Origin of the sequence: Pseudomonas tolaasii NCPPB 2192 (assembly GCF_002813445.1) — a bacterium.
Taxonomy (GTDB): Bacteria; Pseudomonadota; Gammaproteobacteria; order Pseudomonadales; family Pseudomonadaceae; genus Aquipseudomonas; species Aquipseudomonas tolaasii.
Map to the genome: position 1 here is coordinate 5,720,195 of NZ_PHHD01000001.1, position 26,742 is coordinate 5,746,936.

The 26,742-nt window shown below is 59.6% G+C and carries 20 protein-coding genes; 12 read left to right on the top strand and 8 right to left on the bottom strand.

Annotation, left to right across the window (positions count from 1 at the left end; translation table 11 throughout):
• Positions 1-10 precede the first annotated feature (10 nt).
• From tssM to vasI, 8 genes are all read right to left on the bottom strand, one after another.
• Positions 11-3,664 (bottom strand): type VI secretion system membrane subunit TssM, encoded by a 3,654-nt coding sequence (tssM, locus tag ATI14_RS26010; RefSeq protein ID WP_016969395.1) that lies wholly within the window; start codon positions 3,662-3,664, stop codon positions 11-13.
• 88 nt (positions 3,665-3,752) lie between these two features.
• Positions 3,753-4,994 carry a T6SS immunity protein Tli4 family protein gene (locus ATI14_RS26015; protein ID WP_080520068.1) on the bottom strand — a complete coding sequence of 414 codons (1,242 nt, stop codon included), beginning with the start codon at positions 4,992-4,994 and terminating at the stop codon, positions 3,753-3,755.
• A complete protein-coding gene (locus tag ATI14_RS26020) occupies positions 4,994-6,253 on the bottom strand; it encodes a T6SS immunity protein Tli4 family protein (RefSeq protein ID WP_100831519.1) in 1,260 nt (419 codons plus the stop codon). The genes ATI14_RS26015 and ATI14_RS26020 overlap by 1 nt, the downstream gene beginning before the upstream one ends.
• Positions 6,253-7,506: a T6SS immunity protein Tli4 family protein gene (locus tag ATI14_RS26025; protein WP_100831520.1), complete on the bottom strand. Its 1,254-nt coding sequence runs from the start codon at positions 7,504-7,506 to the stop codon at positions 6,253-6,255. The genes ATI14_RS26020 and ATI14_RS26025 overlap by 1 nt, the downstream gene beginning before the upstream one ends.
• Positions 7,494-9,299: an esterase/lipase family protein gene (locus ATI14_RS26030; RefSeq protein WP_080520066.1), complete on the bottom strand. Its 1,806-nt coding sequence runs from the start codon at positions 9,297-9,299 to the stop codon at positions 7,494-7,496. The genes ATI14_RS26025 and ATI14_RS26030 overlap by 13 nt, the downstream gene beginning before the upstream one ends.
• Positions 9,296-11,818 (bottom strand): type VI secretion system Vgr family protein, encoded by a 2,523-nt coding sequence (locus ATI14_RS26035; protein ID WP_100831521.1) that lies wholly within the window; start codon positions 11,816-11,818, stop codon positions 9,296-9,298. Before ATI14_RS26035 ends, ATI14_RS26030 begins: the two co-directional genes overlap by 4 nt.
• Positions 11,819-11,823: 5 nt before the next feature.
• A complete protein-coding gene (gene tssA, locus ATI14_RS26040) occupies positions 11,824-13,242 on the bottom strand; it encodes a type VI secretion system protein TssA (RefSeq protein ID WP_016973378.1) in 1,419 nt (472 codons plus the stop codon).
• Positions 13,230-13,892 (bottom strand): type VI secretion system-associated protein VasI, encoded by a 663-nt coding sequence (vasI, locus tag ATI14_RS26045; protein ID WP_231124396.1) that lies wholly within the window; start codon positions 13,890-13,892, stop codon positions 13,230-13,232. Before vasI ends, tssA begins: the two co-directional genes overlap by 13 nt.
• Positions 13,893-14,226: 334 nt before the next feature.
• On the opposite strand from vasI, the gene tssB reads away from it, so the two are divergent.
• The 12 genes from tssB to ATI14_RS31755 all read left to right on the top strand — a co-directional run bounded on the left by tssB (position 14,227) and on the right by ATI14_RS31755 (position 25,918).
• On the top strand, positions 14,227-14,730 hold the full coding sequence (gene tssB, locus ATI14_RS26050) for a type VI secretion system contractile sheath small subunit (RefSeq protein ID WP_016973376.1): 504 nt from the start codon (positions 14,227-14,229) through the stop codon (positions 14,728-14,730).
• A 37-nt stretch (positions 14,731-14,767) separates the two neighbouring features.
• Positions 14,768-16,240, top strand: a complete 1,473-nt coding sequence (gene tssC / locus ATI14_RS26055) for a type VI secretion system contractile sheath large subunit (RefSeq protein ID WP_016973375.1) — start codon at positions 14,768-14,770, stop codon at positions 16,238-16,240.
• The gene (tssE, locus tag ATI14_RS26060) at positions 16,241-16,654 is read left to right on the top strand and encodes a type VI secretion system baseplate subunit TssE (RefSeq protein ID WP_016973374.1); all 414 of its coding nucleotides are present in this window, start codon (positions 16,241-16,243) and stop codon (positions 16,652-16,654) included.
• Positions 16,655-16,661: 7 nt separating this feature from the next.
• Positions 16,662-18,428, top strand: a complete 1,767-nt coding sequence (gene tssF, locus ATI14_RS26065) for a type VI secretion system baseplate subunit TssF (RefSeq protein ID WP_016973373.1) — start codon at positions 16,662-16,664, stop codon at positions 18,426-18,428.
• Positions 18,392-19,414: a type VI secretion system baseplate subunit TssG gene (tssG, locus tag ATI14_RS26070; protein WP_016973372.1), complete on the top strand. Its 1,023-nt coding sequence runs from the start codon at positions 18,392-18,394 to the stop codon at positions 19,412-19,414. Before tssF ends, tssG begins: the two co-directional genes overlap by 37 nt.
• A complete protein-coding gene (gene tssJ, locus ATI14_RS26075; protein WP_016973371.1) occupies positions 19,411-20,760 on the top strand; it encodes a type VI secretion system lipoprotein TssJ in 1,350 nt (449 codons plus the stop codon). The genes tssG and tssJ overlap by 4 nt, the downstream gene beginning before the upstream one ends.
• A 37-nt stretch (positions 20,761-20,797) precedes the next feature.
• The gene (gene tssK, locus ATI14_RS26080) at positions 20,798-22,144 is read left to right on the top strand and encodes a type VI secretion system baseplate subunit TssK (RefSeq protein WP_016973370.1); all 1,347 of its coding nucleotides are present in this window, start codon (positions 20,798-20,800) and stop codon (positions 22,142-22,144) included.
• On the top strand, positions 22,137-22,985 hold the full coding sequence (icmH, locus tag ATI14_RS26085; RefSeq protein WP_017256601.1) for a type IVB secretion system protein IcmH/DotU: 849 nt from the start codon (positions 22,137-22,139) through the stop codon (positions 22,983-22,985). The genes tssK and icmH overlap by 8 nt, the downstream gene beginning before the upstream one ends.
• A 105-nt stretch (positions 22,986-23,090) precedes the next feature.
• Positions 23,091-23,603: an Hcp family type VI secretion system effector gene (locus ATI14_RS26090; RefSeq protein ID WP_016968948.1), complete on the top strand. Its 513-nt coding sequence runs from the start codon at positions 23,091-23,093 to the stop codon at positions 23,601-23,603.
• 69 nt (positions 23,604-23,672) lie between these two features.
• Positions 23,673-23,930 (top strand): PAAR domain-containing protein, encoded by a 258-nt coding sequence (locus ATI14_RS26095; protein ID WP_016968949.1) that lies wholly within the window; start codon positions 23,673-23,675, stop codon positions 23,928-23,930.
• 25 nt (positions 23,931-23,955) lie between these two features.
• Positions 23,956-25,647 (top strand): type VI secretion system Vgr family protein, encoded by a 1,692-nt coding sequence (locus ATI14_RS26100; RefSeq protein WP_370590146.1) that lies wholly within the window; start codon positions 23,956-23,958, stop codon positions 25,645-25,647.
• Positions 25,640-25,918, top strand: coding sequence for a hypothetical protein (locus ATI14_RS31755; protein WP_231124384.1), 279 nt, complete (start codon positions 25,640-25,642; stop codon positions 25,916-25,918). Before ATI14_RS26100 ends, ATI14_RS31755 begins: the two co-directional genes overlap by 8 nt.
• The last annotated feature ends 824 nt before the right edge of the window (positions 25,919-26,742 follow it).

The window sequence follows — 26,742 nt, forward strand, 5'->3', positions numbered from 1 at the left end:
ACGGGCTGATCTATTCACGCTCATCGCTAAATGCGGCTACGGCGACATCCTCAACGGTGTTCATGCCTTTATTTGATCGACGCCCCTCCAACAACGTCCTAGGCAACACAAACCCTTCAAAGCTGCGTTGAGTAACCGGGTTGTTGGCCTTTTCCGCCCCTATCCGATAACGCATCAGCCCATCAGCAACGGCGAAGGTCAGGTCCACGCTGGTGTCAGTGCGACCATTGAGGTGTCCACGGCTGAGCAGCCGGAACAACGACCACGGCCCGCGATAGCTCATGCTGGCGGTGTTGCCCGTGCTGTGCACCAGCGTCAATTGACTGCCATTGGTGTTGCCCAGGCTGTTGGGCCACACCAGCCCGGTACGTTGCGGCGCGCCGTGCTGATAGGGGATCAATTGGCCATCAACGCTGAGCATGCTGCTCAGCCGCGTGGCGCTCAGGGCCAGGGGTTCAATCGTGAGTTGCACCGCCAGGTGGCCGCGATGGTTGAAGAATGTGTCGCGAATGCGCTCGGCCTTTTTCAACTGCCCCAGCACGTCGCTGCGCACCAGATAGCCGCCGAGGCTGTCGGAGTACAGAGCGTCGATGTTGTCCTTGAGAAACACGTTCAGGTATTGATCGTGGAACTGCTGCAGGCGCCCCTGTGGGCCGAAGAAGGCTTCGAAGTCCTCCAGCGAGGCGTCCTCGCCGCTGGCCTTGAATGGGTAGCGACCTGCCAGGCGGTCACGATAAAAGCTGTAGATTTCACTGTCCCAGCGTTTTTCCAGCTCACGCAGGGCGGCAATCACCAGTACCTGCGAGGTCTGGTCGGCGAGTTTTTTGACGTGCTGGTTCAGCGGCTCGGGCAGCCCCACGGCGACGCGTTGCAGGTTGGCAATGGGATCGGCACCGTCCAGGGAGAAGCGGTTGAGTACGGTTTTCAGCGCCGCCTTTCCGGGGTCGGGATTGTCGTGCACGGCTTTGGCGTAGTCGTAGACGGCACTCACCGAACGCAGGGTTTCTTCGTAATAGGACGGCTGCTCGCCTCGCGCAGTGATCAGTTCCGCCAGGCTGGAGAACGCGCGCCGGATACCGGCAGCTTGTTGCTGGCCGTCCGACACCTTGTCCAGCAAGAGCGGTGCCTGCCCTTCGGCCAAAGGTACCGACGGGTAGATCACGCTGTTGTCGCGCAGGGTCTCCAGCAGGCGCCGCAGCGGTGCGGCCGGGCCGGTGACTTGCTCCAGTACCGCCACGCCATGGCTGAGGTCGTCGAAGTCGGTCACCGCAAATTGATTCAGTGCCCGCCGCCAGCTGTCCACATAGTCGGCGCTGTACAGGGCGCGGATACGCTGGGTCAGCACTTTGCGGTCTTCGTCAGAGTAATCCAGACGCTGGCGCTCGCCGAGTACCCACTGGTCGATCATGGCCAGTTCGATGATGCCCTCGGTGCCGGGCTCGAAGTAGTCCTTGAAGCCCTTGGCAGTAAGCAGCGGCGCCAACAGCAAGCCACTGCCCTCTTGATCGGTGTTCAGCGCACGGTAGACGATATCGAACGCCGGGCCGACTTCGTTGCGCAGGTCCAGCGGGCGATGCAGGCGCTCCAGAGCATCTTGTTTGAGGCTCATGTAAACCCGTTCGGCCATGGGCAATTGCCGCAATTGCTGTTGTACCTGGGATATGCGTTCACGGTAGTGCGGCAAATCAGCATCGGCGTATTTCAGTGCGTAGCCCAAGTGCCCCATCAAATCGGCCTGTAGTTGGCCCTGGCCCGGATAGGCTCGCTGCCACTGCTTGGCAACCCATTCTTCGACGATAGCCGGGCGGCGGTTCTGACGTTCTTCAAGCATGCGGTAAACGCGCAACGCAGTCAGTTGCTGATTGCTGCCGACGGATGCGGCGTTGATGGCGTCCAGTACACCGCTGGCAATTGCCGGCAGGAAGCGTTTGGACAGCAGATTCAGATAGGCCTCATCCACGGTCGGGCCAATCGCCCTCCCCTGATACAGGCCCATATCCGACAGCAACGGCCACGCCTCGCGATAGTCGCCGTACACCAGGACCGCATCGCGGATCTGGTCCAGCGGCACGAGCAGATTGCGACCGGTGGTGTCGACCCTGGCGTCGATGTCCCGCCCACTGAAGTCCCGGCTCTTGGCCAAGACGTTGGCAGCCTTGTCGCGGTTGATATTGAAGTAGAACTGCCAGGTCGCGATGACGATGAAACACCCCAGGGACGCGACGCTGAACCCAGCGATCAGCAGCCGCCGCTTGGTGCGGGCCACCTTGATGTTGTCGCCCGCCAGGCCCGCTTCGGGGTAGATCACCCGTTGGAACAGTTGCTGGGCAAAGTAGATCGCCGTGCCACCGGCAGGCTTGACCTCAGGGGGTGGTGGCGGCAGTTGATAGGCTTGCCCTGCTGCTTTGACGAAGGCATTGCTCAGGGTGCCTTGCTGCAGGACCGAGGAGAAATACAGCCCGCGTACCAACGCCGGGGTGGTGAAACGATCACTGCCGAGCATTTCGCTCAAGAAGCCAAACAGCGCCGGGCGAAGGCCCGCCATCTGGTGCGCCAGCGCCTGCAAGCGATCACGTTCGGTGAGCCCCGATGATGTCCTGACACCGTCGAAAATCTGTTCGCTCAGGCTGGCTACAAAGAGTTGGTATTGGCGGGTCAACTCCGCCAGCCAGGCATCAAAGTCATCCACCGCGTCCAGGCTGAAGGTGAAGCCCAGGAGGTCTTCACGCCCACTGCGCGACAACCGGGCGAAAAACTCTTCGAAACCTTCCAGCAGGTCGAACTTGCTCAGCGTCACGTACACCGGCAAGCGCGTGCCCAATTGCCGCGTCAGCTCAAACAGCCGGGTGCGCAGCAGGTTGGCGTCGGCCTTGCGCTGCTCGGGACGTTGCGCCAGCAAGGCCTGCACATCGATCACCAATACCACCCCGTTCAGCGCCCGACGACTGCGGGTGCGCGCCAGCCAGTCGAGCAGGTGTCGCCATAAACGTGGGTGGGTGCCAGCGGGCAATACGGGTTTGACCTTGCCCTGCACGGCCCCGGGCTGCGCGGCATCGTCACCGGTTGGCTCCGGGTGACTGAGAAACTCGCCCGGCGGGTCGATCAACACCGCTTCGTCACCGATCCACCAATCCACCGGATAAGCCAATTGCTCTTCCTGGTGCGCCCTGACCCCGGCCTTGGTCACATGGGACAAGGCAAAGCTCTGGTTGGAACGTGTGATCAAGCTGGTCTTGCCGGCATTTTCCTCACCCAACACCAGGTACCACGGCAGTTGATAGAGCGAACGACGGCGCTCCATGTTATTCAGCAAATTGCCCAGGCTACGGTCCAGCGCACGCTCCTGCGCCTCGATATAAGGCAGGCACGGGTCTGCCTGCAAGGCCGCCTCATGTTGGCGGGCGAGCTGCAGGCGCTGGTAACGATTACGCACCCGCCAGGCCCAGATCAGCAACGGCACCACCAGCACCACGACACTGGCCGAGATGCGCATTGCCAATTCACCCAGCGGTTGACGCTCACGCCAGGTCCACTGTGGCCCCAGCCACCAGATGGCGATCAATAAAAACACCACGCCCAGCAACACCAGCACTGGCACCGCCTGGTTGAACTGACGCAGTACCGGCAGGCCCCAGCGTTTGAGGTAACTCCAGACCGTCTTCATGAATCGCTCCTAGCGTATTTGTAGAGTTCGTTGCCCGTAGACAGGATGAACAGAATCGCCCTTGCTCTCGCTGACTTCCCTTCCCTCGTCATGGCTTGCGCTGCGCAAAGCTGGCGATGAATTCATCAAGGATGCGTTTGCTTTCGGCAGCTTGTTCAGGTGTCGGCCCACGGGGGTTGAACCAGGGGTCCGGCTTGGGGGCGACCGCGCCGTAGCGGATGCGCACGGATTTGAGGATCGCGTCCCAGACGGCCATGGCTTCGTAGTCGGTTAGGGACGGGTTGACGGGTTCCGGCGTGGCGGGTTGTTGCCAGAGTGGTAGTTCGTAGCCTTTGTTGGCGAAGCTGGGGAGGGTCCAGCGCACGAGGTCTTCGGGTTCATCAGGGTCAATGGGACCTGCTTTCATGCCACCCGCCGAAAGCCGGAAACTCATCGCAGGGCGACTCAGCGAGGGATTGTCGCGATAGTTTTCGCTCACAAAGAGTATCTGACGGTGAGTGTCGTCACTGAAGCCAATCAGGGACTCTTCGGCTTGCATGTCGGCCAGGGTGATTTTCCCTGCCCGCAAATATTCATAGTCGCCCGCGAGGAAAATTTGCGTGTCTTTTTTGGTACGCACCTGTAGTCGCTCGTCATCATCCGGTGATAACGCGTTGATGTAGACATTCAGCACTACATCCGAAGCTGGGGGGCTAAAGTCGAAGCTGGCGATTTCCTGATCGTGATGGCTTCTGATGACGATGGGGCCCAACGCGAAGCCTGCACCTGCGTTCTGCGGGGCAGTTACCTTGAAGATTTCTTTGGAGAGATTTAAAAGGCGCTTCTCAACCGGGGCGATGTTGCCTTTGAAGGAGTCGGCGCGGAGCATGACGTAGACATCATCGACCAGCAAATGGAGTTCGTGGACGAAGGTCTGGCGCTGAGTCATGCGCATGTAGTACTGCAACATGACACTCCGTGGTGTCTCCCTACTGACTGAAACCAGCATCGGTATATCGTTCATTTCATCGTTCTTGACCGCCGCAATCCTGTGCGCACGCTCATTCAACGCGGCATCAAACCTTTCCTGCGAAATGCCCTCCCCCAAAATACGGACCTCAACAGACGAATGATCGGCGCCCAAACCGTAATAGAGCTTCACGTCACCGCCGCCGCTCCAATTAGCGGGTAGATCGATCAGGCCGCGGCCCAGTGCCCAGGTGCGCATGTGGGTAGTCATTTCGCTCACGTTGTGTTTCTCCTGTTCGCTGGGCTGGTTGAAGGCGGCACAGCCAGTGAGTAAGCCAAGTGCCAGGCAGGTAAAAAAAAGGATCAACCGACGCATATTCATTAACCCTCATCCCCCGGCCACGGTTTGGGCTTCTCAAAGCTGGCGATGAATTCGTCAAGGATGCGTTTGCTTTCGGCGGCTTGTTCAGGTGTCGGCCCACGGGGGTTGAACCAGGGGTCCGGCTTGGGCGCGACCGCGCCGTAGCGGATGCGCACGGATTTGAGGATCGCGTCCCAGACGGCCATGGCTTCGTAGTCGGTGAGAGACGGGTTGACGGGTTCTTTCGCCGCAGGAAGTTGCCAGAGCGGGCGTTGATAGCCTTTGTTGGCAAATTGGGGGAGCGTCCAGCGCACCAGGTCTTTGGGTTTATTCGGGTCAATGGCGGAGCGTTTTTTACCGCCTGCCGACAAACGAAAGCCCATCGCAGGGCGGTTCAGCGAGGGATTGTCGCGATAGTTCTCGCTCACAAAGAGTATTTGACGGTGAGTGTCGTCACTGAAGCCGATCAGGGACTCTTCGGCTTGCATGTCGGCCAGGGTGATTTTCCCTGCCCGCAAATTTTCATAGTCGCCCGCGAGGAAAATTTGCGTGTCTTTTTGGGTACGCACCTGTAGTCGCTCGTCATCATCCGGTGATAACGCGTTGATGTAGACATTCAGCACTACATCCGAAGCTGGGGGGCTAAAGTCGAAGCTGGCGATTTCCTGATCGTGATGGCTTCTGATGACGATGGGGCCCAAGGCGAAGCCTGCACCTGCGTTCTGCGGGGCAGTCACCTTGAAGATTTCTTTGGAGAGATTTAAAAGACGCTTCTCAACCGGGGCGGTTTTGCCGTTGAAGGAGTCGGCGCGGAGCATGACGTAGACATCACCAATCAGCAGATGAGACTCGTGAATGAACCAGTCCGAAATTTCGGTGCTCTCGTAGTACTGAAGTAGCTTATGTTGCGCGTCTACTTTTGTTGCCGACACCAACATCGGTACATTGCCCATCTCATCGTTCTTGACCGCCGCAATCCTGTGCGCACGCTCATTCAACGCAGCATCAAACCTTTGCTGGGTAATGCCCTCCCCCAAAATACGGACCTCAACAGACGAATGATCGGCGCCCAAACCGTAATAGAGCTTTACGTCACCGCCGCCGCTCCAATTAGCGGGTAAATCGATCAAGCCGCGGCCCAGTGCCCAAGTGCGCATGTGGGATGTCATTTCGCTCACGTTGTGTTTCTCCTGTTCGCTGGGCTGGTTGAAGGCGGCACAGCCAGTGAGTAAGCCAAGTGCCAGGCAGGTAAAAAAAAGGATCAACCGACGCATATTCATTAACCCTCATCCCCCGGCCACGGTTTGGGCTTCTCAAAGCTGGCGATGAATTCGTCAAGGATGCGTTTGCTTTCGGCGGCTTGTTCAGGTGTCGGCCCACGGGGGTTGAACCAGGGGTCCGGCTTGGGCGCGACCGCGCCGTAGCGGATGCGCACGGATTTGAGGATCGCGTCCCAGACGGCCATGGCTTCGTAGTCGGTGAGAGACGGGTTGACGGGTTCTTTCGCCGCAGGAAGTTGCCAGAGCGGGCGTTGATAGCCTTTGTTGGCAAATTGGGGGAGCGTCCAGCGCACCAGGTCTTTGGGTTTATTCGGGTCAATGGCGGAGCGTTTTTTACCGCCTGCCGACAAACGAAAGCCCATCGCAGGGCGGTTCAGCGAGGGATTGTCGCGGTAGTTCTCGCTCACAAAGAGTATCTGACGGTGAGTGTCGTCACTGAAGCCGATCAGGGACTCTTCAGCTTGCATGTCGGCCAGGGTGATTTTCCCGGCCCGCAAATTTTCATAGTCGCCCGCGAGGAAAATTTGCGTGTCTTTTTTGGTTCGAACATGCAAACGCTCTTTTTCATCCGGGGATAAGGCATTGATGTAGACGTTCAGCGCCACATCCGAAGCCGGGGGACGAAAGTAAAAGCTGGCGATTTCCTGATCGTGATGGCTTCTGATGACGATGGGGCCCAAGGCGAAGCCTGCACCTGCGTTCTGCGGGGCAGTTACCTTGAAAATTTCTTTGGAGAGATTTAAAAGGCGCTTCTCAACCGGGGCGGTTTCACCATCGTACGATTCGGCGCGGAGCATGACGTAGGCGTCGCCAACCAGCAGATGGAATTCGTGAACGAACGTTTGACGGCGTGATGCTTGCTTGTAGTACTGCAGCGTTACACTTTGCGGAGAGATCCTTACTGCTGAAACCAACATGGGCACGTCCGACTGCTTATAGTTTTTGACCGCCGCAATCCTGTGCGCACGCTCATTCAACGCAGCATCAAACCTTTGCTGGGTAATGCCCTCCCCCAAAACACGTACCTCAACAGACGAATGATCGGCGCCCAAACCGTAATAGAGCTTCACGTCACCGCCGCCGCTCCAATTAGCGGGTAGATCGATCAGGCCGCGGCCCAGTGCCCAGGTGCGCATCTGGGTAGTCATTTCGCTCACGTTGTTTTTCTCCTGTTCACTCGGCTGGTTGAAGGCTGTACATGCGGTGAGAGTGCCGAGTACCAGACAGGCAAAAAAAACTCTTAGCTGACGCATAGAGGCCTCTTGGCTTTCGCCGCGATTTTGATAAGGGAATAGAGGGTGAAATGCTGAGCTAACGGGTTGGCGTAGGAGGCTTCATGGTCAAAGCCGGGGGCCTTGATTTGCTGGCGGACTTCGCCGTTGCGTGCGTGCTTTATCGGCGCGCTGCCGGAGCTCACCGGCACGGTGCCGTCGCCGGAACCGTCCTGCATTTGGCAATGCAATTCCCAAAAACTGGTCTGCACGGTTTTGACGGGCGCGTCGGGGTCACCCCGCATGGAGGGAAGCGCTTGTTCTTGCCCACCGACGTACACAGGGCTGCGCCCATCGTCCCTGACCTCATGCATCTCGAGATTGGACACCGTGAAGCTATCGGGGTGTGAGCCGTGAGGGCCATTGAGACGAGACCCGCGTTGCATTTGCCAGGTGATGGATTCGAAACTGGGGTGTTTGTCTTCGCTGCCGTAGTAGACGTAGGTTTGAGGGTGGTAGGAGCCACAAATATCCTGATGAAACTCCTTTGCACTCCTAATGTTGTCAGCAAATACTTTCCACGTAATCGCATCCCCATCCTTCGGCGCCAACCATTCTTCACGCAGCAATCCCCACCAACGATCACGACGTAAATAAATCTCTTCGTAAGGGTCTTTTACTGGCTGGCGTGGCATCGCCGATACGCCCTGATTGTCGACCAGCCTCAGCCAACCAGGGGCGTAATCTTGTGTGGGCAACAACTGCAAGGCACCAGGCGCCTGTGCAAACACGGCGGTCACTTCCTGGCCGGTTGGGCCAATCACTGCCCCCGCAATGGGATCTTCGTCGCTCATACCCACCTTGCAACGACGATAAGCGACCGGCGCCCCAGTGGCGGGCATTACCCCATGCACCACACCGGCAATTTTGTCGCCCATACCGGGCAACTGCGCGCATCGACGCGCCACCAGTCCGCCCATGGAATGCGTCACCAGAATGACCTGCTGACAATTACGACCGTACTGATGCATGAGTTCATCAATACGCTCGGCCAGCCTTATCGCGGCCTGCTCGTTGGAATCCAACCAGTTGTACCCACACGCATGCACCGGCATTCGATAGCCACCTCGCGCCACCAGCTCATCCGACAGAATCGACGGCAACTGACCCGCCAGGGTGGCGCCCAGCCCTGGCATGCCAATGGGAATGTCGGGTTTTAACCGAGTGATGTGCGTCGGCCCAGGCTCGACGGCAACGCTATGCAGGTGCTCCGGCCGGATGTCGAATTGCGGCCATCGATGGGGCAGGAATTCACTATTGAGCGTCTCCTCCAACCAGAGCAGGAAAGCGTGATAACTGGTTTCGCTGACCTCGCCCCAGCCACGCTCTTGATAGCGTGTGCTCAGGGCCAGGAGGGTCTTTTTCCTGTCCAGGCCAGGTGGCACCATTACGGTACCGGCAGCACGCTTGGGCACTGCGCCTTGGTTGTCGACTTCCACTCTGTCCGGGTGCAGCAGTTTTTGTCGGATCCCCGCCTTTTTATTGATCCAGTTCAAGGCCAGCCACATGTTCTTGCCCACGAACCCCGCGTCCAGGCGCCAGACGGGAACGGCCTCCTCCTCAGACTCCCCGCCTTCCTGCTCCTCAGGCTTGCTCTTCAAATTCGACCCCATAATCCCCGGCACAAAAATCACCGGCAGCACACCATCCGGCGGCAATATGCAGTGCACCGGGTCGGTGATATGGCTGGGTGTCAGGGTCCAGGTATGCACGGGGTTGCCCCGGGCGTTATAGGTCATGGGCGCAACACGAGGCGCTGATGGGGTGTCGGTCATGCGGGTTCTCCGTTATCCAGCCATTCCAAAACCAGCCCTTCCAGCGACATGCCCTGTTGCAGGGTGACGAAACCGTCACCATCGGTACGGCCTTCGAAACGTGCGCCGTCTTTGCGCACCAGGGCGTAGGCACGGTTGCGGATAGGCTCACCGTTGGTCAGAAAGGTCTGAAAGCGTTCGTTGAACGATGTGCCGGGCCAGCTATTGAGTTCGGTAGCGGCGTTGCTTGGGCCAATGAAGTACGTGTTCGCAGCCTTCACCGTGAAGTTGCCGGGCATGCCCAGCTCGATATTGCCGCCCTGCATTTTGATGTACGCCCCGCCGCATAACAGGGTGATGTGCTTGTCCGCCGCCACCAGAACATGTTGCTGACTGGCGCTGATTTCCACGCTTTGGTCCGCCTGCACCTGAATGCTGTTGTGCTGGGCCTGCAACAGCAGCTGCCCCTTATGGGCGATATGGCGCATGTCACCGCCCTGGGCGAACAGGCCGATTTCGTCACCCGCATTGATCACCACTTTTTGGCCGGCGGTGAGCTGCTGGTTGTGCTGGGCCACGCTGTCGATATGTTCGCCGGCACCGATCGCAATGCTGCGGGATGTCCCGACGGCAACGCCGGCCGGCCCGCTTAACGCGATGATGGGTTGCGCGCCATTGCCGGTGCCATTGGCTTGATCATTGGCACCATGGCCCAATGCATTGACGGCCTCAGTCAGCGACTGTTGCGGCTGTGAATCCTGAGCAATACCCCTGGCAGTTTCGGCAGATGCCCCCAACTGTTTGGCCAATGTCAGGGCGGCTTGCAGCACCTCGATAACCTGTTGGCGCTCCAGTTGGCCCGCGCCGGCCTTGAGTTGAGTTTCAGCGGTCAGCAACAAACCCTTTGCTGCGCGCAACGCGCCGTGACCATCTGTTCGTAGCTCAAAACCTTCGCCCCGTGGCCGGCCATCGCCGTAGTGGCGGGGATGAGTCAGGTAGCCCAGATGCAGCGCGCTATGCTCGTGGTCGCTCATTAACGCGGCGCTGATCTGCGCAGTGGTGTCGTCGATACGCAACTCGTTGGCCCGCGACCCTCTGAACTCGCGGCTTTTGGTGGTCGCCACGGCGTTGAGCCTGGGCAGTTCGTAAGGCGGCAAATTGGTCTCGCGGTAGGCCCGTCCGGTGGCGATAGGCTGGTCAGGATCGCCATCCAAAAAGCTGATGATCAGTTCCTGATTCACGCGCGGCACGGCCATGGCGCCCCACGTCGCGCCTGCCCAGCCTTGAGCGACACGGATCCAGCATGAACTCTGGTCGTTGTTTTTGTCCGAGCGGTCCCACGGGAACTGCACCTTGACCCGGCCCCATTTGTCGCAATAGATCTCTTCACCGGGAGGGCCGACCACCGTGGCGATCTGCGGCCCGTCGATGCAGGGTTTATTGCGCAGTGGAGCTTTCCAGTCGGAGGTCCAGCGGATGGCGCTGGCCTTCATTTCATACGATGTGCCGACGTCGCTGCCGAACGATTCTTCCTGCAGGCTGGTGTGCTGTTTGCCTTCGTGCTTGATGGCGATGGTGCGCCAGCGGTCGTTGAAGTCCTCACGGGGATGCGCGCTCAAGTCGAAGGCCAACCCTGGTTGCAGGCGTTCATCGTCGCCTTCCACATGGGCGAGCTTGGCGTCATTGCGCAGGGCGGCGAGGCGCGTCTTGGTGAAGGGCTTGCCGGCGATATCGCGCTTGTAACGGCCTGGGTAGTCGTAGCGTTCGTAGTCTTTATGCTGGTTGTTCAGGTCCTCGCCGCCGCTGGCAGTGTGCTGCTGGTTGTAACGCGGATGGGTGAAGGTGTAGTCGCGCTGCACCTGTACGGCGGTGCGTACCTGCTCGGTGTAATGGAACCGATTCAACGCCGGTTCCATGGCATCGCCACCGCTCATGGGCTGGTAGATCACCGGGCAATCGGTGTGGGTGCCGATGGTGCCCAGCCCACCGACGCGGTCGGTAAGAACGAGAGTGTGGCCGTCGGCGCGGTGTTCGAAGGTGTAGAGCAGGCCTTCTTCGGCGGCCAAGCGCGCGATGAAATCGAGGTCGGTTTCACCGGCTTGCACGCAGTATTCGCGCGGTTGGTGGTCGAAGCAGATCTCGCTGCGGATGTCGGTCAGCTTTTGCTCGGCCAGCACGCTGGTGATGATGTCGGGTACGGTCTGGCCCTGGAAAATGCGCCAATTGGAGCGCAGATCGAAACGCTTCAGGGTCGGCTCGACCACAGCGGTATAGCGGGTGCGTCGAAAGCCGGTATCGCCTTGCTGAAACAGGCTGACCAGGCCGTGGACGTAACGGACTGGAGTCTCGCCACGCCAGAGGGTGAACAGCCCCGCCAGGTCGAGCACCCGATTGAAGTCGATAGCGGCGTTGTGGCTGGCCAGTTCCAGTTCGAGCTTGAAGGGTTGGGACAGGCCTTCTTCAAGGGTGAACGAGACCACTTCGAAAGCATCGCCCTTCAAGGGTTCAAAGGTGAAACGCAGATCACTTTTGCGAGGCATAGTGGCTAGTCCTTACGTTCGCTATCAAGAATCGCAACCCGTTGATACAGCTCCGGCTCCCAGCCCTGCGCCGTGGTCTCGCGCATCAGCCGCGCAACGTTGGCGTACAGGTCGTCCGCCAGCCACGACAGGCCACGCGAGGCCAGCAGGTCGGCGGCTATCACCGTGGCGTAGCTGCGCTGACGCGGGGCGTCATGGGTGGCATGCAGTTCTTGCAAGCGCAGCAGCACCACTTCGACGCCTTCGGTATTGAGTTGGGTGGTGAGTTCGTCGCGCAGCCCGGCATATTCCTGCACCGGGCTGCCGGTGGTTTGCGCCTGATCGGCGCAGGTGATCCAGGCCTGGGTTTGTGCATCCACAAACGGCGTGCCGTCGCTGAAGCACAGCTCCAGCAGCGCAGGCAGGCGGCAGACGAAACGCTCGCAGGTCTGCCGGATGGCGGCGGCGACTTCTTCCATCGCCAGGCGTGAGGCGACCTGGGCGGCCAGGTAGCTGCCGCGCAACCAGTACGGCGAGGCGCAGACGCTTTTTTCGATGCGCAGCAGCAGGTTTGGCTCAATGGCGTTGTGATTCAGCGCATCCTGGTAGCCGTCGACGATATCCCTGGGCACGGCGGTCAATTCGGTGCGACGGTCACGGGTGATGAGCGGCGCGGTGCGCAGGTGCGACCACAGGCCGAAGCGTCGCAATTGGTAGCCGGTGGGGTCGTAGGGGTCTTGCTGGTTGACCTGTTCGGCCATGGACAACACGGCGTGGCGTTGTTCGCGCTCGTTGCTCGGTGCTTGCGGTTTGGGGCGGGTGAAAAATGCGGACTCCAGCGCGGTGCCGGAGGTGGTCGCACGGGCCGGCTCAGTGGCGACGACAGGCTCGCTGTATTTGTTCAGTTGGCGTTGCAACGCGTCCAACGGCTCGGGGTCGAGCTTGGCGCTTTGAGCACAACGTTGCAGGTTGGCCAGGGCCAGTTCCGCTGCGGCTTGATAGGCCGGTTCAAAACTGCTGCGTTCCAGGGTCGGCAACACCTGCCCCAGGTCGCCCAGCAGGCGCTGCACTTGCTTGCGTTTGTTGAGGTAGCCGGTGGGGCCTGGCTTGGGGTGGGCACTATCCCAATACAGTTCAACCATGCCGGCTATCAGGCCCAGGGCATCGGCCCAGCGCGCCCATTGGCGGGTGCGCAACCAAACTACTTGCAGATGGCCGAGAATGCGCCAGTGCTTGCACTGGGTCGCCAGGTATTGGCGGGAGGCTTCGTCGATATACGGCCAGTCGATATCGCCTTCACGCAGCCCGCCGAGCTTGACCATTTCCTGATCGATGGCCTGGTAGGTTTCGTCCTCGACATCGAAATGACCGGCGGGTTGCTCCGGATCGATGGGCGTCAGCAGCAGCTTGACGATGTCTGCCGGCACGTCGATCACCAGCGACATACCTGGCGCTCCTGTTCGATCAGTTCACCCAGCCCGTCGGCATCGAACACCAGCCCATGCAGTCTCGGGTAATCGCTCTCGACTCGCACCCGCTGGCCGCCACCCATGTTGCGCAGTAGAGAAATAGCCCGCAGCCCGCGTCCGGCATCAACCACCAGGCCGGCGTCGTCCAAGACCTGCCACTGGTAGGCCTCAGAGATCGGCCGTTCATCCTTGAACAGCTGGATGCGAATCTTGTTGGGCTTGGCCGGCTCATCCAGCACCAGTTGCAGCCGCGAGATTTTCGATTCACAACTGATCGCCAGGTAAGGTCGAGGCGGCAACGCCCCCAACGCTGGGGCGGAGATCACCAGACGGTGTTGCTGGTCGTTGTCCGGCTCAGGGAAGGATGACAACAGAAAACGCTGATCCTCGGGCGGGCGCTTGGCCTCATTGCGTTGCACCAGATCGACAATCGGCAATACCCGGCCAAGTGCACGTGGCGGCGCCGGTGTGTGATGGATAGGTGTACCGGCGGCTAAATCAAAACATTCCAGACGCTTCAAGGGCGAGACGATGGCAGGGCAATCCCGAGTGGCTGCCTGCGCGTCCATTACCGCCACAACCGTCAAGCAGAACGCCCGTTTCCATCCTCGCCATCCGTCGCGCATCAACATCTCCTGATAGGCCTCACCAAAATCCAAACCTGATATTTTTCAACTTTCGAACTAACGTTGCTCAGTCAGAAAGTTGCTTTCACAACTTCACGAGCGTCACCTGAGCGCAATGATCCAGGCAAGTAAAAACAAACAAAACACCGCCAAAACATGAATAAAAAGAAGCCTCTCTCAGATACTTCTATAAAACTCGTAGGAAAAATATAAATATTTCCTTAAGCGTTTTTTCCTACATCCAACACCCACGAATCTCGCCCATTTCGTCCTACATGACAAGGCTTGCCAGAGAGGGTTTAAATACGCCGACCTTACGAAAAGGATTTTCCCCATGTCGAAATCTCATGGTTCTGTCGCGCCAAAAGAACGCGTCAACATCAAGTATGTCCCGGCCACGGGCGATCAGCAGGCCGAAGTTGAACTGCCCCTGAAGTTATTGATCACGGGCGACTTCAAAGGCCACGGCAAACTAACGGCATTGGAAGACAGACAATCTGTTCGAATAGATAAAGACACGTTCAATGAAGTTCTGACCAAAGCCGAAGTTGCTCTGGACATGGCGGTTCCTTCTGTCTTGAACAACGATCACGACACCGACCTGAATGTGCAACTTCAATTCAAAAATATTAATGACTTCGGCCCCGACGCGGTTGCCCGCCAAGTACCGGAATTGAACAAGTTGCTGGAACTGCGCGAAGCCCTGGTTGCGCTCAAGGGGCCGATGGGTAACGTCCCGGCCTTTCGCAAACACCTGCAAAACCTGCTGACCGATGAAACCGCCCGCCTACGTTTGGCGAGCGAACTGAACCTGGTCCTCGACGCGCCAAACAACTGATTTGAACGCCCTTCTCAACGGAGTACTCCCCATGCCTATGGAAAGCGCCGCCGCCCAAATACCGGTGGCTGACGAAGAACCGTCGTTGCTTGACCAATTGCTGGCCAACACCACCATTCGCTCCTCTCAGGAAGGCTATGCCGTTGCCCGCCAAGGCGTGGCTGCGTTCATCAGCGAGATCCTGCAAAGCGGTGATCACCAGCAGCCGGTAAACAAACACCGGGTCGACCAGATGATTGCCGAGATCGATCGCGCATTGAGCAAGCAGATGGACGTGATCCTGCATCAGCCGCAGTTCCAGCAACTGGAGTCGTCGTGGCGTGGGCTGAAGCTGCTGGTGGATCGCACGGACTTTCGCGAGAACATCAAGCTGGAAATGCTGCACGTTACGAAAGAGGAACTGCTGGACGACTTCGACAACGCCGGCGACATCACCCGCAGTGGCTTGTACAAGCACGTCTACACCGCCGGCTACGGCCAATTCGGTGGTGAGCCGGTGGGTGCCATTGTCGGCAACTACACTTTTGGCCCCAGCTCGCCAGACATCAAGTTGCTCAGCTATGTGGCCTCCATCGGCGCCATGTCCCATGCACCGTTTGTCTCGGCTGCGGGCCCCGAGCTGTTCAACCTGGAAGGCTTCCAGGGTCTGCCCGACCTCAAGGAGGTCAGCGACATTTTCGAAGGCCCACGCCACACCAAATGGCGCAGCCTGCGCGAATCCGAAGACGCCCGCCACTTGGCCCTGACCCTGCCTCGCTTCCTGCTGCGGCCGCCCTACAGCACCGACGACAATTCAACGCGCAGCTTCGGCTACGACGAAACCGTCGACGGCAACCACGACAACTACCTGTGGGGCAACACCGCGTTCCTGATGGCCTCGCGCATCACTGACAGCTTTGCCCGATACCGCTGGTGCCCGAACATCATTGGCCCGCAATCCGGCGGTGCGGTGGATGACTTGCCGGTGCACTTGTACGAATCCCTCGGCCAATTGCAGGCGAAGATCCCTACCGAAGTGCTGATCTCCGACCGCAAGGAGTTCGAGCTGGCCGAAGCCGGTTTTATCCCGCTGACCATGCGCAAAGACAGCGACAACGCGGCATTCTTCTCGGCCAACTCGGTGCAAAAACCGAAGAACTTCCCCAAGACCCGAGAAGGCCAGGAAGCCCAGACCAACTACAAGCTCGGCACCCAGTTGCCGTACCTGTTTATCGTCAATCGCCTGGCCCACTACATCAAGGTGCTGCAGCGCGAACAGATCGGCAGCTGGAAGGAGCGCCAGGACCTGGAGCGCGAACTCAACACCTGGCTCAAGCAGTACATCGCCGACCAGGAAAACCCTTCATCCGATGTGCGTAGTCGTCGCCCGTTGCGCGCCGCACAAATCGTTGTGCAGGACGTGGCCGGCGATCCGGGGTGGTACCAGGTGTCGTTGGCAGTACGCCCGCACTTCAAGTACATGGGCGCCAACTTCGAGATCTCATTGGTCGGTCGGCTGGACACCCAATAAGTGGGCTGCAGCCTGTTTGAACGCCTGGAACCCGATGCTCCGCGCTACCGCCCCGGCAGCGCGGATGAACAGGCGCGCCAACGCGTCGAGGCGATCAAACGCCACCTGGAACAGGTCCTCAACTCACGCCAGGGCTGCTCGCAAAGCAGCCCTGAACTGGGGCTGCGCGACTTCAACGGCGTCACCCAGGCCAGCAGCGATTTGGTGGTCGCCATCAGCGCCGATATCCGGCGCTCAGTGGAGGCGTTTGAACCCCGGATCACAGTAACCGGCGTGCGTTATCAGCCCGACCCGGACCAGCCGCTGGAGCTGAACTTTCGCCTGAATTGCCAGGTGCGGGTCAACCACAAGGACGAACAGGTGCAGATCGAGGTGGCCATGTACGGCCGCGACGGCTACACCCGCGTGAAATGAGGATGCGATGGACTTGAAACAACGCTTTGCCGAGGAGTTGCGCTACCTGCGCGAACTCGGCCGCGAGTTTGCCGAGGACAACCCGCAACTGGCGCAATTTCTAGGCGATCAGGCCGGTGACCCCGACGTGGAGCGGCTGCTGGAGGGCTTTGCCTTCCTCACCGCCAAGCTGGGGATGAAGATCGACGACGACTTGCCGGAGCTGACCCACCCGCTGTTGCAGATGCTTTGGCCCAACTACCTGCGACCTCTGCCCAGTGCGACCATCATTCGCTTCGAACCGCTGCCCGATGCGATCAGCCAACGCCAGCTGATTCCCAAAGGCACGCCGTTGTTTGCCAAACCGGTGGATGGCATCTCCTACCAGTTTCGCACCTGCACCGACGTCAACCTGTACCCGCTGGCCTTGCAGGAAGTCAGCGACGCCCACAGCCGTGAGGCTTCGGTGATGCGCATCGACCTCAAGGTGCTGACGGTGCAACCGCTGACCAGCATGGCCTGCGATCAGCTGGATTTTCACCTGGGCGGCGATAACGCCACCGCGCTGACCTTGTACCTGTGGCTGGCCCATTATCTGGACAGCGTCACGCTGCACGTTGATAAGCAAAGCTATCGCCTGTCGGCCAAGGATATCGGCTTTCCCGGTTTCACCCCTGACGAGGCACTGCTGCCCTACCCGCGCAATGTGTTCGATGGCTACCGCATCCTGCAGGAATACTTTGTGTTCCCGCAGCGGTTCCACTTTTTCAGCCTGACTCGGTTGGCTCACGTTTGGCCGGATGTCAGCGCCACCACGCTGCGCTTCGAATTTCAGTTCACCCGGCCCATGCCGCCCGACATCCGCCTGCGCACCAGCGACCTGCACCTGTACTGCGCGCCGGCCGTCAACCTGTTCCGCCACGATGCCAACCCTATCGCGCTGGACGGGCGCAGCCTGGAACGGCGCATCAGCCCCAGCGGCAGTCAGCCTGAGGCTTACGAGATTTTCAGTGTCGACCGGGTGGCCGGTTGGGATGCAGCCGACAAGGAGCGCAAAGGCGATCCTCTACGGCGGTTCACGCCTTTCGAGTCATTCCAGCATGAGATCGAACATGCAAGGGGCCGCACGGCACTGTACTTCCGCACGCATATCGAAGAGTCCCATGGCCGCGAGGGCCTGCGCCATCGCATTGCCTTCGTGCGCGGCGATGAGAGCCTGTACATCGGCGAGCATGAAGCGGCGTCCATCGAACTGACCTGCAGCAATCGCGACCTGCCGCAGTTGCTGGGTGCGGGCGATGTGTCGCTGTCTACCGAAGTCACGCCGTCGTTTGCCACCTACACCAACCTGATTGCACCGACGCGCAGCTACCGGCCGGTGCTGGACAGCAGCCTGCACTGGACGCTGATTTCCAACCTGTCGCTGAACTACCTGTCGTTGCTGTCGGCCGAACCTCTCAAGGCGGTGATCCGTGCCTATGACTTCGCCGCGTTGCACGACCTGCAACAAGCCCGCGCCACTCGCAAACGCCTCAACGGTATCCACGAAGCCGTGACTACTCCTATCGACTGGCTGATGAAGGGCCAGCCGGTGCGCGGTTTGCAGACCCAACTGAAACTGGACCAGAACGCCTTCCTCTGCGAGGGCGAGCTGTACCTGTTCGCCAGTGTGCTTTCGCACTTCTTTGCGCTGTACGCGAGCATCAATTCCTTCCATCGCCTGGAAGTGATCAATACCACCAACAACGAGCGTTATGAATGGCCACTGTTGACCGGCAGACAACCCGTGATCTAGCCGATGTGCTGCTGGCCGACGCGCGGAACTATTCGTTTCACCGCCTGCTGGAGCATCTGCACGCCTTGCACGGCGATGACCTGGAAGCACAGCCCTTGAGTGCGGCGGCGCGCCGTCGCGTGCGCCTTCAGAGCCATGCGGGGTTGGGCTTTCCGGCTTCCGACGTGGTCGAGGCGGCACGTATTGAGGAGGATGGCGACGAGGTGCGTTATCGCTTGCAGACCAGCTTTTTTGGCCTGCACGGTACCGACTCGCCGCTGCCCGGTTACTACCTGGATCGCCTGGCCTACGAGCAGGCTCAGGAACGTGGCATCCGTCCGGCGTTTATGGATTTTTTCAATCATCGCTTGCTGACTCTGCTGCACACCAGCTGGCGCAAGTACCGCTACTACATCCGCTTCCAGGCCGAGGCCAGCGACCGCTTTTCGCGCTATGTGTTTTCCATGATCGGCCTCAACGATAACGACCTGCGGGGAGCAACACCGCTTCCGTGGGGGCGATTGCTGAGTTTTGCCGGATTGATCGCCAACCGCAGTCGCTCGCCCTCGGTAGTGTCCGGCATCGTTGAACATTGCTTCGACCTGCACGGCGTGTACATCCGTGAGTTTGAGGCTCGCTCGGTGAGTTTGCCGCAGCGTCAGCGCATGGTATTGGGTAAGGCCAACGGCACGCTGGGCAGCGACTTTGTGGTGGGTGACCGCAGCAAGACCCGTGCGAGCAAGTTCACTCTGGTGATTCCAGACCTGACCCAGGCACGCTTTCGGCAGTTCTTGCCCAGTGGCGAGCAGTTCGGACGACTGCGCCAGTTAATGGATTTTTTGCTGCGCGACATCACCGCCTATGACCTGGAACTGGGCCTGCGCGAAGAAGATGTGCCGCCGTTCAACCTGCAACGCGACAGCGGCACCCACCTGGGCTGGACCAGCTTTATCGAAGACCAGGAACAACGTCACCCCGCCGTAGTGCGGATTCGGGGGCGCGCATGAAGCTCACCCTGGTTATCAATAATCCTGCGCAGTTGCTGCACGGGTATCTGCCCCTCCACCGGTTTGGCCCACAGGGCGGCAGCATCGGCAGCGCCGCGGCGGACTGGTGCCTGGAGGACCGCCACAACAGCGTGCGACCCAACCACTGCGACATTCGCGTCATCGAAGGGCGCTTCTGCGTGATCGACCGCAGTGGCAGCACCTACGCCAATGGTCATGACTTGCCATTGGCTCGCAATGTGGCGGTGAGCCTCAACGATGGCGACCTGTTGCAGATTGGGGCGTATCGGGTTGCGGTGCAGCTCGGTGAGTACGCCCAAGGTCAGCGGTCGCTCGATGAGCTGTTCACCGGCCAGCCGGAAGATATGCAAGCCTGGCACCTGGAGGCTTTATCGGGCCTGCCCCTACCCGATCCGCGCCCTGTCACGTGCCCGGAATTCGAGCGCCTTTGCCAGCCAGTGGACTTGGCGAAACAAGGTGATCCGCTGCAAGCAATGAAGGCGGCGGAACCGCCAAAGCCACTGCCTGACAGTCGCGCACTTGCACCCCAAAAAACCGCCAGCCTGTTCAGCACCCTGCGCCTGGGCATCTTGTTGCTCGTCTGCTTGACTCTGGGCGGCTGCACCATGCTCGGCAAAATCGGCCAAGTGATCTGGACCCCATCGATTCCGGTCGGCGGCCCCGACGATCAGCCCAGCCGCTACTCCCTGAGCCTGCACGCCAGCGACCACGTCAACCCGCGCCTGCTCAGCACCGGCACCGCACCGAATGAAGACGCGAACCGCGCGCCCTACACCCTCAACGTTCAGGCGAGCAGCCCGCAGGCACTGGCCGACAAAGTGCAAACCCTGCTTACCCAACTTTACGAAAGCGCACCGGCCCAGTCGCCGTTGGCCCTGGGCCCCGAGCCTGTGGTGCCGATGTCGCCTCTCGAAGACACGCTGTTGGGCGAATACGACGCCCAAGGCGTCAGCCTGACCACGCCTTTGGGCAACCCGGCGCTGCAGCACATCGCCACGCCGATCGCTTTCAAGGTCTTGCAACTGACCGACGACTCGCTGCTGATCAACGCCAGCCCCCAGGCCCTGGCCGAAGACCTGAAAAAGACCCTGGGCAGCACCTATATCCGCGCTGACGACTACCTGCTGCAGCCCGGCCAATTCAAGTTCGTCGACCTGCGCCCCCTGGATGAGGACACCCGGTTTATTGCGGTGATCGCCAACTACCACAACGACGAAGTCAGCCAGTGGAAACAGCACCTGCGCGTCGAGCCCAAAGGCCGGCAGTACGCCGTGCTGGTGCAGCTGGACTCCACTCAGGTCAGCCTCAAAGGAGAAACCCGATGACGTCATTTTTAACCGCTTTTGCGCAGAGTACATACCGATGAGTTCACGCAACCCCGTCATCTGGCATGAAGGTTTGTTCGTCAAACCCCAACACTTCCAGCAACAGGCCCGCGCAACCGAAGCCGCCGTACATCAGCGCATGCACAGCCTGAATGACGCCCTTTACGGCTTCAGCGAGCTTGAGTTGAACAGCGAATACCTGGGCTTCGGCAAGGTCGCCATCACCAAGGCGTGTGGAATCATGCCCGACGGCAGTGTCTTCGATATTCCTCATGATTTGGCACCGCCTGCACCGTTGGAAATCTGCGACAGCAGTGCGGTCAACCAGATCGTCTACCTGACGCTGCCGCTGCGTTCCAATGGCGCTCTCGAAATACGCTGGCCCGACCAGTACGGCAACAGTCGCTACATCGCCCGCCGCGAAGAAATCCGCGATACCCACAGCGATGACGGCGATCAGGTCGGCATGGACCTGGCCGTGCCCAACCTGCAATTGATGCTCGAACGCAGCGACCGCAGCGCCTTCACCGGCATCGCCATCGGCAGAATCAAAGACAAACGCCCGGATGGCAGCCTGGTGATGGACGAGCACTTTTACCCTACCAGCGTATCCCTGCAGGCCGTGCCGGCGCTGCACCGCTACCTGGGCGAAGTGGCCGGGCTGATGCGCGCGCGGGCCCAGAACCTGGCCCAGCGTATTGGTTCGCCGGGGCAATCGGGCGTGGCCGATGTTACCGACTTCAATCTGCTGCAAGCCCTCAACCGCTTGTTCCCGCTGTTCCAGCACCTGGCCCGACAACGCCAGGTCCACCCGGAGCGGCTGTACATCGCACTGGCCCAGGCTTGCGGCGAACTGGTGACCTTTACCGATGAAGGCCACCTGCCCCAGGAATACCCGGCCTACCAACACGACAATTTGCGCGAATCCTTCCAGCTTTTGGAACATACCTTGCGCCGCGCCTTGGGCACCGTGCTGCAACCGCGCGCGGTGTCGCTGCCAATCGTCGTGCAGCAATACGGCGTACGCACCGCTGCGTTGAACGACAAGCGCCTGCTGGACAACGCCGAATTCATCCTCGCGGTGCGGGCCGAACTGCCGGCGGAGACACTGCGCCAGCAGTTGCCCAAACAGATCAAGATCAGTTCCACCGAGGGCCTTGAGCAATTGGTCAGCCTGCAGCTGCCGGGCATTGCGCTGCTGCCACTGCCAGTGGCACCACGGCACCTGCCGTTCCATGCCGGCTTCAGCTACTTCGAACTCGACCGTCATCACCCTGCGTGGCAAGGCCTGAGCAGTGGCAGCGGGTTTGGTTTCCACATTGCCGGTGAATTCCCCGAGCTGGAGTTGCAGTTCTGGGCGATCAGGAGTGAGAAAGATGAGTGAGTCCATGCCCACCAAAACCACGCCCCCAGCAGAGGACGGCAACCTGATGTTCAGCTATCTGCAACAGGCCACCAGCAGTAAGGAGGCCGATGCCGTAGAGGAACCGGCCAAGCCCAAACCCGAACCGCTGCTCGCAGACCCCGAATTCGACATGCGCGGTCTGGCCTGGAACCCACTGTGCGATGCGGCTACCCCTCTGATCGGCCTGGTGATCCGCCTGCGTCGCCTGGACCACCATGATGATGTGACCGCGCTATACAAAAGCGTCAGCAACCAGATCACCACGATCATGGAAGAAGTCAGCCAGCTCGACTACGACGCCGGCATGCTCAAGGCCTACTCCTACAGCCTGTGCCTGCTGATCGACGAAGTGGTCATGCGCACCACCTGGGGCAGGCTCTCCACTTGGAGTGAACGCTCATTGCTCAGCCAGTTCCATGGGGAAACCCGAGGCGGTGAGCGGTTCTTCACCATCATGAACAACATGATCCCCGAAGCGGCCCGGTACCAGCACGTGCTGGAGTTCATGTACCAGTGCCTGATCTCCGGCCTCAAAGGCAAATACGGCGCCCATAGCAAGGGCGATGACGAAATACAGAAGATCATCGACCAACTGCACAGCCTGCTGCGCCCACTGCGTGGCGAGACGCCCAAACGCCTGACCGATCCGCTGAGAAACGTCGCCCCGCGCAACTACCGGATCAAACGTGCCTGGCCATTGTGGACGCCATGGGCGTTGGCCGCTGTCGTGCTGACCTGCGCCTACACGATCTACTCCATGCGCCTGAACAGCATCACCCAGGAAGTGCTCGCCTCCCTGGAACGGATTCTCAACTTGTAACCGATTTTCAGCGTGCTCATCCCGAGCGCCTGCAAAGCCATGGCCGTGTCGGCCATAAACCGCGACCCATGGGGTCGTTCAATTGATCGCGACAAGGAGCTTGTCATGCCAACACCCGCGTACATCAGCATCCACGGCAAAAACCAAGGCCATATCACCAAGGGCGCGTTCACCGCTGACTCGGTGGGCAACGTTTATGTGGAAGGTCACGAAGACGAAATCCTGGCACAGGAAATCGACCATCAGATCGCTGCGCCTACCGACCCGCAAAGCGGTCAACCTGCCGGCCAGCGCGTGCATAAACCGCTGATCTTCACCAGCGCCCTGAGCAAGGCTTCGCCCATGCTCTACCAGGCTTTGGCCACGGGAGAAATGCTGCCAACCGTCGAGGTCAAATGGTTCCGTACCTCTGGGGACGGCAAGCAAGAGCACTTCTTCACCACCAAGTTGGAAGACGCCACCGTTGTCGAAATCCATACCGTACTGCCCCACGCCCAGGACAGCGATAACGCCAACTACACCCAGTTGATCAAGACCAGCCTGGCCTATCGCAAGGTCAGTTGGAGCCATGTGGTAGCTGGCACCGAAGCCTCCGATGACTGGCGTAAACCGGCTTAACCGCCGACCACCTCATTCCGCCGCGCAGGCGGCGGGATGCTCACTGACTTGATGCTCTCTGGAGGCTCCATGCCCGCCGTCGTTCTGGTCGGACACGAACACGATTGCCCTTTGTGCGGCCCCACCACCGTCAACAGCGGCACGCACAACGTCACCGTCAACGGCCGCGCCATCGCCCGTGTTGGCGACACCCTCGGCTGCGGTGCCGTGATCATCAGCGGCTCGCCCTCAATGATCATCAACGGCAAAGCCGTAGCCCGCGTCGGTGACAGCACCGACCACGAAGGCATCCTGGAAAACGGCGATGCCAGCTGGATGATCAACTGATCCGGACTCACCACAAGGAGGTTTCATGCCCCGTCAAAGCGACCTGCGTTACACCTTCGAACCGCTGCGGGGCGATCCCTTTGAAGTGGTCTCGTTCACCCTTGAAGAAGGCCTGTCCCAACCCTTCAAGCTCGAACTCGAACTGGTCAGCCATCACCCGGCCATCGACTTCTACCGCATGCTCGACCTGGGCGCACTGTTCACCATTTGGCGCGATGACACCCCGGTGCGCTACGTCCACGACCTGGTCAGCCTGTTCCAGCAGGGCGATACCGGCTTTCGCCGCACCCGCTATACCGCTGTGGTCGAGCCGACCCTGAAGCGTTTCGACCTACGCTCCAACTGGCGTATTTTCCAGGGCCAGACCGTGCCCGACATCATCACCAGCGTGCTGGCCGAGCAAAAGCTGACCGACATCCGCAGCGAGATCTGCTTCGACCACCAACCGCGCGAATACTGCGTGCAAGCCGGTGAAACCGACCTCGATTTCATCGCGCGCCTGGCCGCCGAAGAAGGCCTGCTCTACACCTTCGAACACCGCGCCGACGGCCACACCCTCGTTCTTACCGACCGCGTCGGCGGTTTGGGCACTATCGGCACCCACACCGATTGCCCGGTGATCTACCAGCCCATGGGTGGCGGTGATTCCAAAGAACCGGCGTTGAATCGATTCCACTACACCGAACAGGTGCGCACCGCCGTGCAGGTACAGCGTGACTACACCTTCACCCACCCGCGCTACAACCAGCAACACACCGCCACCGGCGACCAGGACCTGAATAATCAGCACAAGGATTATGAACGCTACGACTATCCCGGCCGTTACAAGCGCGATATCGCCGGTAAACCCTTCACCAAAACCCGCCTGGCAGCCCTGCGCAATGACGCCAAGCTGGCACACCTGGAAGGCGACGATGAGCGCCTGCAACCGGGGTTGGCCTTCGACCTGAACGACCACCCGCGTGAGGACTTCAATGATCGCTGGCGCACCATCGCCATCAAGCACGAAGGCAAACAGCACACCAGCTTGCAGGAAGAATCGTTCGGCAGCGGCCTCGGTACCTCTTACGCGTTGAAAGCCAGCGCCATCCGCTGGACCTCGGATTGGAAGGCGCCGCTGCGGGACAAACCCTGCATCGACGGCCCGCAGATTGCCACCGTGGTCGGCCCGCCAGGGAAGGAGATTTATTGCGATGAATGGGGCCGGGTCAAGGTGCAGTTCCCATGGGACCGTTCGGACCAAAACAACGACCACAGCTCGTGCTGGATCCGCGTCACCCAGGGCTGGGCCGGAGCAACCTGGGGCTCCATGGCCATCCCACGTGTGGGTCAAGAGTTAGTGATCAGCTATCTGGACGGCGATCCTGACCAACCGATTGCCACCGGGACCGCATACCGACAGACCAACCTGCCGCCCTATCAACTGCCCAAACACAAGACGCGGATGACCATCAAGAGCCGCACTCATAAGGGTGACGGTTTCAATGAGCTGCGTTTCGAAGATGAGCTGGGCCAGGAAGAGGTGTTTGTCCATGCCCAGAAAGACCAGAACACGGTTGTGAAGAACAACCAGCCCCAATCGATTGGCGCAGACCGAAGCAGTCAGGTTGGCCAGGACGAGACCATCACCGTCGGCCGCACCCGCATACGGGTAGTGAAAGCCAACGACACCTTGAAAGTGGGCGGCAGCAAGAACGATCACGTCGCGGGTGAGTAGCAGTTACCGCGTTTACCACTACAGCGCGGTGGACGACATCACGGGTACTGACGCCTATCCAACGCCAACGCCGGAACCGCGCAACACCTATGAGGACGGCCCGCCGCCCCTGGAGTCAGACGTCCCTATTCGACATCGCTTCACCCGCGATGCAGTGGGCCGCTTGCTGCGTAAAACCACCGATGACGGCGTTACCGACTATCGCTATGACAGTCCCGATAACCTGCTCACGATAACTTTACTCCCCGCGCAGGTGGGCCACAGTAACTGAAATTCAGACCCTGGCGGAGCCCCTCACAACGAACTCCAGCAGCCCCGTAGTTGTGCTTAATCCTGCACTTTTCGCATTGGGTTGCCCGGAACTTCAGGTGTTTGGCGCAGAAACGGAAAAAGACGCCCAAGCGTCTTTTCTCAACTCGCAGGCAAAAAAAAGCCACTCGTTAGAGTGGCTTTTTCTTTGTGTTTGGAGCGGGAAACGAGACGTGCATTAGCGGTGTGACAGGTTGATTTATAAAGCAATTAGATTATTAAAGTGACGTTGAATGACTTGATGTTGTACTTATTTTTTCCGGGTTTCAACGATGGGTAGACAAACGGTGGTCTGGAGATGGCGGAACAGACCGATGTTTGATCGTGCATAGCGACTGTCGAAGTCAGGCCGTCGCTAACCAACAGAGAGTGAACACTTACGTGTGAATCAGGAATAGCGTTCGTCTCCCGCACGTTATGCTGTCAGTGCGTGCGCATCCAAGATGGTTGAGAGCCGTAACCGGACAGTTCGATCGGTCACGCATGGCACAAATCTTCTCCAATCTCATCGATAACGCAGTGCAGCATGGTAAACGCCGTCACTGATAAACGTTACCCTGAACGAGGATGGCGCCGGCTTCTGCGTTCATAATCAAGGAGAGCCGATTCTCGCGAGCATACTGCCCTCCGACGCGACGCTGGCTCGGCTGGACGGTTACGCCATCTGGCTCCAAATCGGCCTGTCAAGCCGACAACCTAGTCACCCAAATTGACAAAGCTGACACTGTACGTTTACTGCAGATCGGTTCACGAACACGTAACCGGTACCTGCGCTTACTCAAGAAA

Excerpts from the sequence above, each read along its gene's own strand:
- icmH (WP_017256601.1), top strand. The coding sequence starts at position 22,137 with ATGAGTGAGTCCATGCCCACCAAAACCACGCCCCCAGCAGAGGACGGC.
- ATI14_RS26025 (WP_100831520.1), bottom strand. The coding sequence starts at position 7,506 with ATGCGTCAGCTAAGAGTTTTTTTTGCCTGTCTGGTACTCGGCACTCTC.
- ATI14_RS26030 (WP_080520066.1), bottom strand. The coding sequence starts at position 9,299 with ATGACCGACACCCCATCAGCGCCTCGTGTTGCGCCCATGACCTATAAC.
- ATI14_RS26035 (WP_100831521.1), bottom strand. The coding sequence starts at position 11,818 with ATGCCTCGCAAAAGTGATCTGCGTTTCACCTTTGAACCCTTGAAGGGC.
- tssM (WP_016969395.1), bottom strand. The coding sequence starts at position 3,664 with ATGAAGACGGTCTGGAGTTACCTCAAACGCTGGGGCCTGCCGGTACTG.
- tssA (WP_016973378.1), bottom strand. The coding sequence starts at position 13,242 with ATGTCGCTGGTGATCGACGTGCCGGCAGACATCGTCAAGCTGCTGCTG.
- tssF (WP_016973373.1), top strand. The coding sequence starts at position 16,662 with ATGGACTTGAAACAACGCTTTGCCGAGGAGTTGCGCTACCTGCGCGAA.
- tssC (WP_016973375.1), top strand. The coding sequence starts at position 14,768 with ATGGAAAGCGCCGCCGCCCAAATACCGGTGGCTGACGAAGAACCGTCG.
- tssJ (WP_016973371.1), top strand. The coding sequence starts at position 19,411 with ATGAAGCTCACCCTGGTTATCAATAATCCTGCGCAGTTGCTGCACGGG.
- tssB (WP_016973376.1), top strand. The coding sequence starts at position 14,227 with ATGTCGAAATCTCATGGTTCTGTCGCGCCAAAAGAACGCGTCAACATC.
- ATI14_RS26090 (WP_016968948.1), top strand. The coding sequence starts at position 23,091 with ATGCCAACACCCGCGTACATCAGCATCCACGGCAAAAACCAAGGCCAT.
- tssG (WP_016973372.1), top strand. The coding sequence starts at position 18,392 with ATGGCCACTGTTGACCGGCAGACAACCCGTGATCTAGCCGATGTGCTG.
- ATI14_RS26015 (WP_080520068.1), bottom strand. The coding sequence starts at position 4,994 with ATGAATATGCGTCGGTTGATCCTTTTTTTTACCTGCCTGGCACTTGGC.
- ATI14_RS26095 (WP_016968949.1), top strand. The coding sequence starts at position 23,673 with ATGCCCGCCGTCGTTCTGGTCGGACACGAACACGATTGCCCTTTGTGC.
- tssK (WP_016973370.1), top strand. The coding sequence starts at position 20,798 with ATGAGTTCACGCAACCCCGTCATCTGGCATGAAGGTTTGTTCGTCAAA.
- ATI14_RS26100 (WP_370590146.1), top strand. The coding sequence starts at position 23,956 with ATGCCCCGTCAAAGCGACCTGCGTTACACCTTCGAACCGCTGCGGGGC.
- vasI (WP_231124396.1), bottom strand. The coding sequence starts at position 13,892 with ATGCGCGACGGATGGCGAGGATGGAAACGGGCGTTCTGCTTGACGGTT.
- ATI14_RS26020 (WP_100831519.1), bottom strand. The coding sequence starts at position 6,253 with ATGAATATGCGTCGGTTGATCCTTTTTTTTACCTGCCTGGCACTTGGC.